Here is a 12,672-nt window from a genome sequence, read left to right as displayed (position 1 = left end):
CCGCCGCCTCCGCCCAGAAAGCCGAGGCTAGCGTCCGAACATGGGTCAACTCTCAGTGGCAACTTCACCCCAAACCAGGTCAGATCTCAGTGGCAATCAACAGTACCTCCGCGACTTCCGCCCCCTCGGCCCGCATCCGACGACCGCCTGGGTGTTCCCCAACCGCGACGGCACGGCACTGCCGCGCAACAAAGGCGGCTTCTCGGAGGCGATCGCCGACGCCATCCATGAGCACATCGGGGTGCGCATGACCGTCCACGACTTCCGCGCCTTCGCGGCCGCCCTCATCCTGGCGGACCATCCGCACGCCATCGAGGACGTCCGCGCCCTGCTTGGCCATGCCGGCTTCGAGATCGCCCTCCGGTACTACCGCCGGACCAACCGCCAGGGGGCGGCGCACCGCGTGAGCGAGGGGATCAGCACGCGCCGGCGCCGCTCCGCTGCCACGGCAATCCTGCCAGGCCTGCCGCTCGACCTGGCGCGCTGGCGCCGGAGGCAGGCATGACCGCGCAGGTGGACGTCCGTTCCATCCCTCCCGGGCACTGGCCCCGGGAGGAGCGCCTCGCCCTCGAGCGGGCACGGGCACCGGACGACGACGGCTCGGGCGAGTGCGGCGCGGCCGCGGCGCTCCGCCCGGCCACGCTGGCCAGCTACATCCAGACCTACGGCCAGTTCCTCGACTTCGCCACCCGCACAGGCGGGCTCGGCGAGGCCGGGGCGCCGGGCAGCCTGGTGACGCCGGCACGGGTGGCGGCGTGGCGCCGGGAGACCAGGGCGCGTGGCCTGGCGCCCACCGCCCGGCGGCAGATGCTGCGCAACCTCAGCGCCATGCTGCGCCTGCTGGCCCCCGACCGCGACCGGAGCTTCATCACCCGGCCCGGCAACCGCCCGCTCCGCCGGGCGATCCCGGGCGGTCCGAAGCCCTTCACCGTGCACGACGTGGACGAGGCGATGCCGCATCTCCGGCGGCTGCACCGCCAGGGGCTCGCGGCGGCGGACGGGCCAGAGCGGTGGCGGGCGCTGCGCGACGCGGCGCTGCTGGCGGTGCTGCTGACCCGCGCGCCGCGCCTCCGCAGCCTCGTGGCGATGACCCTGGACCGGCATCTCGAGCTCCGGTCGGACGGCACCTGGCATCTCCGCTTTCCCGGCGAGCACACCAAGACCGGGCGCCGGCTCGACTACCCGCTCGACGCCGCGGCCTCGGCGATGCTGACCGACTATCTCGAGCAGGCCCGCTCCCGGTTTCCCGGGGCCGGGCGCACGGGCCAGCTCTGGATGGGCATGCGCGGCCCGATGACCCGCGAGGGCGTCCAGGGGATCGCCGAGCGCCGCACCCTCGCCTGGTTCGACAAAGCGCACGGGCCGCACGCCTTCCGCAAGTGGCTGCGGGCGAGCGCCGCCCGCCGCGCCCCTGAGCTCGCCATGGATGCCGCCGACATCATGGGCCATTCCGCCGAGGTCTCGGTGCAGCACTACGCCGAGGCCTCCGGCCTGCATGCCGGGCTCCGCCAGGGCGACCGGCTGGCCGAGCGGCGGGCCCGTCAGGCCGGCCGCGCCGAACGGGCCTTTGCCGCCGAGATCGAACGCTGGGAGGAGGGCGGGTGATGGACCCAAGCATGGGCGCGGCATAAGCAAAGCGCGACACCCACCATGGCGGCCTTGCCAAAGATCAGGAGGTCGTAGGCGAGCCGGTGGATGGCGGTCCATTTGCCTGCTCGAACAACTGGTGATCAGCCCGGCAGTCGGCAAAGTTCGACGAGAAGCTCTGCTGGGCTGGTCATCAGCGCCTCGGCGACTTCCAAAAACTCAACGACATCGAGCCGCCGCTCACCCGTCTCGTACTTGGACACGAAGCTCTGGGGCCGGTTCAGACGCTCCGCCAGCTCTGCTTGGGTCAGGCCGGCTGCTCGGCGTCGTTCGACGAGGAGTTCCTGAAGCCGCGCCCGACGTGGCGAGCGGCGCGAGCGGGGCATGGAGGGGGACGGCCGTTCCGGTTGAGCGGCCCATCGCTACGAAGTGAGGCCCATTAAACCCAAAATAGGATATTCCAGTTCGGTGAACGCCATCCCGATTCTGGCCGGGGCAAGCGCATGACCTACCTGGAGTACATCCAATCTCCGGCCTGGCGCCGTCTTCGTGCGAGGGCACTGGAGCGCGACAGACATCGGTGCCGTACCTGCGACACCACCGACAGCCTCGAGGTGCATCACCGGCGCTATCCGATGACCGGGCGCTGGGATCTCGACGACATCGACGCGCTGACGACCCTCTGCCTTGCTTGCCATCAGGCGATCACGTCACGGCTCAGGGCCCTGCGCCAAAGCCGTCATGCACGCTGGACTGTGCCCGATACGCGCCGCGTGCTTCCCCTTGCTCTAGAGGTGCCTCGTGAGCGCGTACCAGACCCTACACTTCCGGATCACCGGCATCGCGCCCCTGCTCATGCACAATGGCAGGTTGGCGGATCCCCTCGACCCTCATGCGCAGGCGCTCGCCGCCGCCGCTCGCAAGCGAGGCAAGGTTGATTCAGATCATCTCGAAATTGCCAGGCTTGAGTTCCTGGGCTCGCTTTATCTGCAGGGCGGCGAGCCCTGCATCCCTGCCGAGATGGTCGAGGCGGCCCTGATCCGCGCCGCCGCCAAGAAGAAGAAGGCGACGGTGGCCAAAGCGGCGATGCTGATCCGAAGCAACGCTCCTCTACTCTACCAAGGCCCGCGTGATCCTCACGCATTGTGGTCTGCCGGTGCCGCCTTCCGGCATCGGACGGGTGTTCGGGTGGGCATGACACGGGTGATGCGCACGCGGCCACGCTTCGATGACTGGTCCGCCGACATCAGTGTCGACTTTCTGCCCACGATGATCGAGGCGAGGGATCTGGCCGACTTCTTCGATATTGCTGGAGAGCAGGTCGGGATCGGTGACTGGCGACCGCGATGCGGCCGATTTGTCGTCGCAGCGCGGGAAGCCCCAGCATCCAAGCGACCCACTCCCCGAACTCGCCGCCGCACTTGACGCACCGTTGACGCATGGAGAATGCTGACGCTCTGGCCGAGGCGGGTTTCGGTTTGGCAAGGCCCGACACGGTTAGGCACGTCAAGGCAAGGCCCGGTGCGGCTAGGTGTGGCGTGGTTAGGCAGGGCGAACGGATGCCTTCGGAGAAGGCATCCGTTCCGTCCTTCCATATGACGCAACGCAGTGTTCTCAGCGTTGTGCGGGAACCTGGTTTTCCACCAGCCCTGGCTCATCATGCAGCATGACGTCCGGGACTGGTGGCGGAACCCGCGCGACGACTTCGGCTTGTCCCGCCTCGACGGCCCCGATGCCCTACCGACCCCGGTACTTCTATCCTGCGCGGTATAAGCCAGAGGAAGCCCCATGCTCGCACGCCGCACCACGGTGCTCGCCGCCCTGGCGACGCCCGTCATGGCGCGGGTGCAGGCCTTCCCCGACCGCCCGCTCCGCATCATCGTCCCCGCTGTCGCCGGCGCGGGTCGGACAGGAGCGTACCACAAAACGGGGGCAGCCGGATCGGCCCGAGGGAGACCGCCCGCCGGTCCGACCGTTGCGCGGCCGGGCTGCCCCCGTTTTGTAGTGCGATCCCATTAGGCGCAAAAGCCTTTCCAGAATTTCGGCCGCAGCGACAATCGGCTGTTTCTGCTTGCTCAACACCGTCCCGATCGGAACCATAACGACGGCCGTAACTCGGCGCGGACTGCGCCTTGTCCAAAGCGGGGTCGACATGCCGCATCTCTCCAGGCTTTCGGTCTTCGTCCTTGAAGTGACCAACCAGAGTCCGGTCGCCCGGATGCCCTTCTACGCGGAGCTCGTCACGCCTGTTGAGGTGAATGCTGACGATCGCTTCGCGGACGCGCTCACCACAGCATTGCGGGCACAGGACCCGACCTTGGCGCAAGCCAGTGCGGGAGTCCTCGCGAACATCCGAGCTGCCGTAGGCAAGGCAGTCGCCCGAACGCTCACCCAAGCCGCGCGCGATGAACTCAAATCCGACTTCAAGGGTAGCGTCGAGTTTCTCCGGGAAGCCATCGTGGCCGTTCAGAAGTCGGTCGGCGTTCCGAGCCTGGCAAAGCTTTCTGGCAACCGCTTGGACACGGCGCTGGACGCTGGAATGCGCGCCGCGGCGGAGAGCATGGGTCTTGAAGTGACCTCCTCCGGAACTGGCAGTCCCGTACTGAGCGCCTACCCGCTTGGCGTGCTCGCCTCTGATCACGCCGGTTATCTCTCATTTGACCTCACGCGCCTACCGGTAGAGCTACGCGCGAAGCTGGCCAAGGCGGTTGATGACCTTCGCCAAGATCCAGCTGCGAAGACTGAGGTGTCCGTCTGGCTCTACGCCATGGGGCTAGAGAGGCTCCGAGTTGACGCGCTCAGCCAGCGGCGATTCAGCGACGACGGGATTGTCATCCGGATCCAGTTCGCAGAGCCAGTTGACGTACCGCCACTGATTCGGGCTGCCGGATTTCCGGCGATGCAATCGCCGAGCCTCACAGATTGGCGTATCTCTCCGGCCTCATTCGCGGCAAGCCCGTCGGCACTGCTCGGCGAAGACGAGGGCTGCGAGAATATTCTGCCAGCCAATCTCGCGACGCAAGAGTACAATTTCTACCAGGCCATCGGTCTTACAGACGCGCCTGTCCAGCTTCCGGCCGATCTGCAGGGGAAAGCCCAGATCGGTCTCATTCACGAGTTTCGAACGACCTGGTGCCCGCTCGGGCACTCTCTCGGGAACATCCTCTACTCGATGCCTCTGGCTCCAGGAGAGTCCGTCAATCTTGCCGTTGTGGATTGGACACGGCGGGACGATGCGCAGCGGAAAGAGGTCACGAAGGTCGATGAGCAGCTGGTTCACCAGGAGCATCGCGACCGGACGATCACAGAGACTGTGACTGCTTCCCTGCGCGAGCTACAGCGCGGGAGCAGTCTCATGGGCGGTGCTGCAGCAGCAGTCGGCGCGAGCGCTCTTCTTGGGGGTGTGGGCGTCGCGGCCGGGCTGACTGGCTCCATCGGGGGAAGCCGGGCGAGCAGCAGCGGCAGTCGCGACATCGGCGCAAACACCGTTCAGACGGTGAATGACCGCATTTCGCAGGCCAGCGCCGCACAGCGTGAGCTTGCATCGACCGTCGTCGTACACGCAACGCAGGCTGAGAAAGAAGCGGTCGAGACGCGGACAGTCGTAAATTACAACCACAGCCATGCGCTCACCATTCTCTACTACGAAGTGCTGAGACACTTCCGCATCGTCACAGAGCTCTCCGCACGACGTACGGCCATCCTCGTGAAAATGCCATTCGACTGGTTCCCGACCGACAAGGAGCAAGGCGGTGGCGAGGTGAAGACCAACCGGAACATCGTCGTCCACCGGAAGGTGCTCGAAGGGGCGTTGCTCGATCCTGCGCTCGCGCCTGCTTTTGAAGCCGTCGATCGCATCGACCGCCGGCGGAGCGCTCTCGAAGTGTTCCCGCCACCAAATCCGCCTCCTCAGCCAAAGCCCGCGGGTCCGCCACTTCGGTTTTTTTGGTTCGAGATGACGACGGGTGACTACTCGCTCGACGAGAAAGGCGAAGCGTACAAGGTCGAGGCCTACCTCCTCTGGAAAAACATCAAGCTGATCGGCGGTTGGGATAAGGAACCTGGTCGCCTCGAGCCTCCCGGAGCGTTCACCGTCAAAGATCGCACTTACGCCTTCATGGGGCGACTACCCGCGCCCAAGCCTGGCGATCCCTGGGAGGATGTCCCCTGGGGTGAGATAGATGCGATCCGGATTGACCTGATCCGCCTGAATGCCGGAGGCAAGCTCTCGTTCAAGCACATCAAGGTCACCGCTGTGGATGCCTTCGGCGGCAAGACTGTGCTGGTGGACGAGGGATACGCGAACGGCCCACTCATCCTCGACTACGATTACCAGATTTGGCTACCGACGGCGCGAGCGCCCCAGCCTCCTCCGCGCCCAGCACAGGACATCCAAGATGATCTCGACCGCGCCCGTCTCGTCGAGCACCTGCGCGCGAATGTTGGGTATTATAGCCAGGCGATCTACTTTGCGCTCGCGCCCGCCGAGCGGGCGCGGCTGCTTGGTGGGGCGGCGCTCCACCTTGAGAACCGCCCACTGGAGATGGTTGGGGATTACGTCGCCTATCCCTGCACCAACGACGTTTGGAACAAAGCCGTTCAGGAGAAACTGCCAGATTTGCCTGCAGCGAACGAGCGGCTGACGAGCCTGCCGACGCGCGGCGTCTTCGCGGAAGCCAAGCTTGGCCTCTGCAACGCATCGGAGAAGATCGACAACACGCGCTTTTGGGACTGGCAGTCCTCCCCGATCCCACACCTCGCTCCCGAGATCGCGCCCATTCAGATGGTCGTGCCGACGGTTCAGCAGCAGAACACCTCGTCGACAGCTCTGCCACCGCCAGTCGTCAACATTGTCAACCCACAGCCGGCTCCAGATCCAACCGGACTCGCCGCGGCTATGGGTGTGCTCGGCACGGCAAACATCTTCCGCGATATGTCCGGCCAAGCCGAGGTTGCCGACTTGCTGAAGCNTGGCGGTGGGGGCAGCGGCGGTGGCGGCTCTGCACGAGCACGTCCTAATGAACCATCCCAGGCGACGAGGAATCTCCTCGACCTACCGGACGTTCTCAACGAAGCAATCCGGAAGGGGGTTCTCTCGCCGGAACTCGCAGAGGATCTGTTCGCGGGCGCGGCCGGAGACGAGCTTGGCCTCCAGCAGGTCGGTGACCGGTTCATCCCCGATCCGCAAACCAAGAACGGGCTTATCGGTGCCACCGGAGAGCTGCTGTTCGAGGACGCCATGAGGAGTCATGGCGACAGGTTCGTGCACTTCTCCAATCCCTATAAGTCTGTCCATGGCAACGGCATCGACGCCTTCGTACTCGATACGGCGGCGGTGCCACCTGAGGTCTGGCTCGTCGACAACAAGGCCATTTTCCGGCGGATCGGCTCCGAGGTGTCCGCCCTCGAGGGCGAGACGTTCGAGGCGAATCTGAGGGACGCGATTGATTACCTGCTCAACAAGCATTCGCATCCCCGAGCCCCCGAGGCTGGCAGGCTCCTTCAACAGGGCAAATGGAAGAAGGTTGTTGCGAACGGGCATGCGGGGGCCGACGCTAAGTTCGCCAAAGGACTGTTCGACAAGGGGATGCATGTCTATGACGTCCGGCTGAAGCAGCTCTTCTCGTCGCACCAGCAGTGGCAAGGTGCCTTGAAGGCTCTGCCGAAGCGGCTCCGGCGCGTCAGCGGCATGCGTGGCTCGGCGACAGCTGGTCAGCTCCTGTTCGTGGTCGTCCTCTTTGGTGGCAGCCTCTTCCTGGTCAAGTCAGGCGTGCTCAGCGAGGACGAGGCGAAGTCGGCTGTCGCCGATGCGATTTTCGCGGCCGCTGTGGAGATCCTGTCTGGTGTTTCCATGGCCGGTGCCGTCGTCGGGTTAGAAGGCGACACCTACAAGGATCCTGAAGTTGAGGAGAACGTCAACGCGATCATGGCATCGATTCCCGATCTCGCCTCTCTGAACGCGAACGAGGTGGAAGCCGATCGAGGGATCGCGTATTCGATCGTCGGCGACCCCCTCCGCATTCCGGAGGTCAAGAAGGCCATACCTCAACGCCGAAAGCTTCCGATCCCGAGTGTGGGGCCTCGGATCGTGTGAGGTGGGTATTTTGCCGTTCCGTTTGAGGCGCCACACAAGAAGAAGGGGCAGTGACCTGACGCCGTAGGAGTGGTCCGCTGGTAAAGTAGTCCGGCGGCTGCTTGGTCCCGCCCCCTGCTCTGGTCGGGGGGCTACGCAAATCGTCGGGCTTGTTGACCATGGACCCGAAACTGGTCCGCCCAAGGGGAGAGGCCGACATCAAGCGCGTCGGCTTCTGGAGCGCGCGGCACGAAGCGCGTGCCGATCTGTGCAGGTTGCTCGGTTATCTCTACCCACTGATCGTGGGCTCGGGTCGTTCGTCGCTCGATGCGCGGCTGGCCCGCCGTTCCACTGAGGCAGCCTGCGCCTCCTCCCTCGCCGACGATCGGAGCGCCCTTTCATGAGCGATACCCGCAAGACCGTCCCCGCTCCGGCCGATCTGACCGCCGAGCGCGCGTCCTTCCTGCACATTCTGGCCGTGTTCCTGCGGCTCGGCGTGACCTCGTTCGGTGGCCCGATTGCGCATCTGGGCTACTTCCGGGAGGAATTCGTCACGCACCGCCGCTGGCTCGGCGAGCAGGGCTATGCCGATCTGGTGGCGCTCGGTCAGTTCCTGCCCGGCCCCGCCAGCAGCCAGGTCGGGTTCTCGCTCGGCGTGTTGCGCGGCGGCCTGCCGGGCGGCTTGGCCGCCTGGCTCGGCTTCACTCTGCCCTCTGCCCTGGTGATGCTGCTGGCGGCCTACGGCGTCGATCTCGCCGCCGGCGACACAGGGACCGGTGTCGTGCATGGCCTCAAGCTGGTCGCCGTCGCGGTGGTAGCCCAGGCGGTGTGGGGCATGGCGGGCAATCTCTGTCCGGACCGGCCGCGCGCCACCCTCGCCGTGCTGGCGGCCGTGGCGCTGCTCCTGCTGCCCTCCGCTCTGACGCAGGTCGGCGTGATCCTGGCCGGCGGCATCGCCGGGCTGATCCTTCACCAAGGCGGGGACATGGGACCGCCCTCGGCGACGCTGCCTTTCCGGGTGCCACGGCGCTGGGCCATCGCTGCCCTGGTGCTGCTCCCGCTCCTGCTGCTCGGCCTGCCGCCCCTGGCAACGGCGACCGGCTCGCATGCGGTGGCCACAATGGAGGCCTTCTACCGCGCCGGCTCGCTGGTGTTCGGCGGCGGACACGTGGTGCTGCCGCTGCTGGAACGCGCGCTGGTGCCGCCGGGCTGGGTGAGCGCCGATCAGTTCCTGGCCGGCTACGGCGTGGCGCAGGCCGTGCCGGGCCCGCTGTTTACCTTCGCCGCCTTCCTCGGCGGCGTGCAGGGCCCGGCGCCTAACGGCGTGGCCGGCGCGGCCTTGGCACTCGTCGCTGTGTTCCTGCCGGGCCTGCTGCTGATGTATGGCATGCTGCCGTTCTGGGACCGGCTGCGTCACCGGCCGCATGTGCGAGCTGCATTGCAGGGGGTCAACGCCGCCGTGGTGGGCGTCCTCGCCGCTGCATTGTTCGATCCGATCTGGACCTCCAGCGTCCACACGTCGGGTGATTTCGCGGTGGCGCTGCTGGCCTTTGCCGCGCTGATTTGGTGGCGGGTGCCGGCCTGGCTGGTGGTGGCGCTGACCGCCGCAGCGGGCGTCGCGCTCGGCGTGTACGCCTGAGCTCGACTTTGGCCATTTTCCTGGGCTGAGGTGGCGGAGCGGGTGAGCGGCTAGTGGTCGGATCGGCGTTGATGATTCCTGATGGACCGCAACCATGCGAGACCGTCCTCGGGCTGCGTCTCGAAGCGCGTATCACCCTCCGGCAGCGCGACCCAGGGCTGGGCGCTGCGGGTCCAAAAATGCGCGGTCGGGCGCAGCCAAGACGTGTCGTCGAGCGTGCCCGCCCGCACCGCGACGAAGCCGCCCGGCGGCGCCGTCCCCGGTCTCGCCCCGTTGCAGACCCAGGTGCCACAACCCGCGCAGACCCACCGGGTCACCGTGCGCCCGCTGTCGGCGGGGCGCTCGAAGGACCGCGTCTCGCCTCCCGCGAAGCGGCACGCCTCGGCCGCGACCACCACCGCCGAGGAGAAGGCGCTGCCAGTGAGCCGCTGGCAGACGGTGCAGTGGCAGGTATAGGTGACCAGCGGCGGCCCGGTGATCTCGTAGCGCACGGCGCCACACAGGCAGCCGCCAGTCTGCGGGAGCTTCATAGGGTCGCCTCCCCCGTCTTCCCAGGAGGCGGGAGTTTGGGCCACTCGGCGAACGAAATCGAGACTTCCTCTCGCCCCCAACTGACCGGTACAGCCGGAACCATCAGCGGCGATCACACCACTAGGCTGGGGCGTCCCCGCCAAAGGACAGCCGCCATGCTGCGCCTGCCGGCCCGCTCTGATGTTCGCAGTCAAGGTATCTTGGCGCGCGACATCGCCCGCATTCGATGGCGGTAGCATCGAGGCCGCGTAGGGGAGGAGGCGAGGCCAATGGACGTCGGTGATCATGCTCTGATCCGCGGGTTGGTTACCGCATCTCCGCTTATGCGTCCTGGGGCTTCCCGATCTTACTGCGGGTGTCGGCATGGCCGGCCACAAAGCGTCCGACGGGAGTTCCCCTGCCGTTGCCCCGCCCCCACCCCCGCGCAGCCCTATGATGGCGGCGACGGCGGAGGCGGATTGCTAGACCGACTTCACCTCCCGTCCGATCGCCCAGACGAAGCCAGCGAGTTCGTGTGCCACCGCGGTAACTGCAACGGTAAGCTGCTTGCCGCGCGACGCCAAAGCCCGATACCGCGCGCACAGCCTGGTCTGCGCCTTCCAGGCAATGTCCTTCACGGCCGCGGGCAGCTTCTCGAGCACGTAGTGCTTCAGCTTGCCGGTGCGCAGTGGGTGTCGGTAGGTCCACGCACTCTCGACCAAGGCCCGCCGCAGTCGACCATTGCCGGCCTTGGTGATCCCGAGGCGGCGCACGGTGTTTCCGGTCGAGCGCTCGCCCGGCACGAGCCCGAGGTAGCCCATGAACTGCCGCGCGGTCTCGAAGCGTCCCAGATCGCCGGCCTCGACCATAATGGTCGCGGCCGTCACGAGGCGAATGCCGCGCAACGCCTGCAGCGCCTCCACCACTGGCGCCAGCGACCAGTTCGGCAACAGCTCGGCGATCGCCGCCTCGATCCGTCCCAGCCGCTCGCGCGCATGCCGCTCGGCAAGTACCATTTCCTGCAGCACCACCTGCTGCGCCGGATAGGCAAAGCTCTGCTCCTGCAGCCAGCGTACGTGCATCGCGCCCCATGTCGTCTTGCCGGAGTAGGCACGGTCATGCTTCAGCAGCAGCGACGATATCACTTGCCGCTTGCGTCGTAGATCATCGACGGCGGCTTCCCGCGCGCGAACTAGGCTCAGGATCCATTAATTGTTTGGAGCGACGCGGCGGGGCGTGATTCGTGTTGGGCGGAGGTCCCGCCATGCCCGAGCCGCCCTATCTGCTCACGCCTGCCCAGATGCGGCGCCTCGCGCCGCACTTTCCGCTTTCCCGCGGCGTGCCGCGCGTGGACGACCGGCGGGTGCTCAGCGGCATCATCTACGTCATCCGTCACGGGCTCCAATGGCGCGATGCACCCATCGCCTACGGGCCGCACAAGACCCTCTACAACCGCTTCGTGCGTTGGAGCCGCATGGGCGTGTTCGACCGCATCTTCGCCGCCCTGGCCGCCGTGGGCGTAAGCGCGGCTTTCAGGCCCATCGTAGCCGCGCTTGACGTTCAGCCCTGTTCGTTGGCCGCCCAGCGCCACGGCATGAGGTCGTCGATGCGGCTGTTGGGCCAGCCGTTGACGAGGCGCGTCAGCACGTCGGCGAGGTAGCGCTGCGGGTCGACGCCGTTGAGCTTGCAGGTTTCGACCAATGAGGCGACCGCGGTCCAGCGCGCCCCGCCATCGTCGCCGGAGGCAAAAAGTGCATTCTTACGACTGAGGCAGAGGGGACGGATGGCGCGCTCCACGGTGTTCGTGTCGAGCTCGATCCTGCCATCGTCGAGGATCCGCACCAGGCCTTCGCGGTGGTTCAGCGCGTAGCGGATGGCCTCCGCGGTCGGGCTGCTGCCAGGCAGCCGTGCGAGCTGAGCCGTCAGCCAGGCGAACAGCTCCTCGACGAGGGGGCGGCTCCTCTCCTGGCGGGCGGCGCGGCGGATGTCGGGCGGCTTGCCGCGCACCTCCGCGTAGAGGGCGGCGATCCGCTGCAGCGTCTCGGCGGCGACCGGCGCGGTCTTGCCCCTGGCGAGCTCGACGAACTGCCGACGGACATGCGACCAGCAGAATGCCAGCGTGATGCCCTCGCTCGCCGCGGCGAGCGTCTTGTAGGCCCCGTAGCCGTCGCACTGCAGGATCCCGCGATAGCCGGCCAGCAGGTCCTTCGCGTGCTCAGCACCGCGGCCCGGCGCGTACCCGACGCCCTTCGCATCATCGTTAATGCTATCCATAACGTCGATCTGAAGCTCCTCGCTCCAGGCCGACCCAGCACAATCCGGCCTCACGCCAGAAGATGGGCCTCGTCGCCGCGCTTACCCGTGGGCGGGCCTCCCGAGCGGCTGATGATCGACAGCACGCACCTCAAGGCGCACCGCACCGCCGCCAGCCTGCTCCAAAAGGGGCATTTCCCCGTTGCATCGGCCGCACCAAGGGTGGCCTGAACTCCAAGCTCCATGCCGCCTGTGACGGACACGGGCGGCCGGTCGTGCTCCTGCTCACCGAGGGGCAGGCCAGCGACCATCGCGGCGCTGCCCTCATGCTGCCGCAACTGCCACCCGGGGTGCGTGAACTGATCGGCGACCGCGGTTACGACAGCGCCCGCTTCCGCGACGCCCTGACCGAACGCGGCATCACGCCCTGCATTCCATCAACGCGCAGCCGAAAGCGACCGATCCCGCACGACGCCAATCTCTACCGGCAGCGCCATCGCATCGAGAGTAAGCGCGGCGACGAGGCCCATCTTCCGAGGTGAGGCCTGAATGTGCTGGGTCGGCCTGGAGCGAGGAGCTTCAGGTCGACGTTATGGATAGCGTTAACGAC

The 12,672-nt window shown here is 66.8% G+C and carries 8 protein-coding genes and 3 pseudogenes; 7 read left to right on the top strand and 4 right to left on the bottom strand.

The window, feature by feature from the left end; genetic code table 11:
* The first annotated feature begins 151 nt into the window (after positions 1-151).
* Together DOO78_RS25995 and DOO78_RS25990 are read left to right on the top strand one after the other, a co-directional pair.
* Positions 152-505 (top strand): site-specific integrase, encoded by a 354-nt coding sequence (locus tag DOO78_RS25995; protein ID WP_111472794.1) that lies wholly within the window; start codon positions 152-154, stop codon positions 503-505.
* The gene (locus tag DOO78_RS25990; RefSeq protein ID WP_111472793.1) at positions 502-1,605 is read left to right on the top strand and encodes a tyrosine-type recombinase/integrase; all 1,104 of its coding nucleotides are present in this window, start codon (positions 502-504) and stop codon (positions 1,603-1,605) included. Before DOO78_RS25995 ends, DOO78_RS25990 begins: the two co-directional genes overlap by 4 nt.
* 125 nt (positions 1,606-1,730) lie before the next feature.
* On the opposite strand, the gene DOO78_RS25985 is transcribed toward DOO78_RS25990, so the two are convergent.
* The gene (locus tag DOO78_RS25985) at positions 1,731-1,973 is read right to left on the bottom strand and encodes a helix-turn-helix domain-containing protein (RefSeq protein WP_111472792.1); all 243 of its coding nucleotides are present in this window, start codon (positions 1,971-1,973) and stop codon (positions 1,731-1,733) included.
* 415 nt (positions 1,974-2,388) lie between these two features.
* Here DOO78_RS25985 and DOO78_RS27205 point away from each other — a divergent pair, with 415 nt between their 5' ends.
* From DOO78_RS27205 to chrA, 3 genes are all read left to right on the top strand, one after another.
* The gene (locus tag DOO78_RS27205) at positions 2,389-3,012 is read left to right on the top strand and encodes a hypothetical protein (protein WP_128080164.1); all 624 of its coding nucleotides are present in this window, start codon (positions 2,389-2,391) and stop codon (positions 3,010-3,012) included.
* Between the two features lie 4,827 nt (positions 3,013-7,839).
* Positions 7,840-8,064, top strand: coding sequence for a hypothetical protein (locus DOO78_RS27985; protein ID WP_207803072.1), 225 nt, complete (start codon positions 7,840-7,842; stop codon positions 8,062-8,064).
* A complete protein-coding gene (chrA, locus tag DOO78_RS25970; RefSeq protein WP_111472790.1) occupies positions 8,061-9,299 on the top strand; it encodes a chromate efflux transporter in 1,239 nt (412 codons plus the stop codon). The genes DOO78_RS27985 and chrA overlap by 4 nt, the downstream gene beginning before the upstream one ends.
* 50 nt (positions 9,300-9,349) lie before the next feature.
* Here the strand turns inward: chrA and DOO78_RS27775 are convergent, their stop codons facing one another.
* Positions 9,350-9,829, bottom strand: a complete 480-nt coding sequence (locus DOO78_RS27775; RefSeq protein ID WP_456310037.1) for a GFA family protein — start codon at positions 9,827-9,829, stop codon at positions 9,350-9,352.
* Positions 9,830-10,291: 462 nt separating this feature from the next.
* Positions 10,292-11,005, bottom strand: a pseudogene (locus DOO78_RS25960) (IS110 family RNA-guided transposase); the annotation flags it as partial.
* A gap of 68 nt (positions 11,006-11,073) precedes the next feature.
* On the opposite strand from DOO78_RS25960, the pseudogene DOO78_RS25955 reads away from it, so the two are divergent.
* Positions 11,074-11,322, top strand: a pseudogene (locus DOO78_RS25955) (transposase); the annotation flags it as partial.
* Positions 11,323-11,369: 47 nt separating this feature from the next.
* Here DOO78_RS25955 and tnpC read toward each other — a convergent pair.
* Positions 11,370-12,047: pseudogene (tnpC, locus tag DOO78_RS25950) on the bottom strand (IS66 family transposase); the annotation flags it as partial.
* Between the two features lie 98 nt (positions 12,048-12,145).
* Between tnpC and DOO78_RS25945 the strand changes: the two are divergent.
* The gene (locus DOO78_RS25945) at positions 12,146-12,604 is read left to right on the top strand and encodes a transposase (RefSeq protein ID WP_111472787.1); all 459 of its coding nucleotides are present in this window, start codon (positions 12,146-12,148) and stop codon (positions 12,602-12,604) included.
* Positions 12,605-12,672 lie beyond the last annotated feature (68 nt).

This window comes from Roseicella frigidaeris (assembly GCF_003258945.1).
In the GTDB taxonomy this organism is placed as follows: domain Bacteria; phylum Pseudomonadota; class Alphaproteobacteria; order Acetobacterales; family Acetobacteraceae; genus Paracraurococcus; species Paracraurococcus frigidaeris.
The sequence above is the reverse complement of the archived record's forward strand: the minus strand, read 5'-3'. Positions and strand labels throughout refer to the sequence as shown.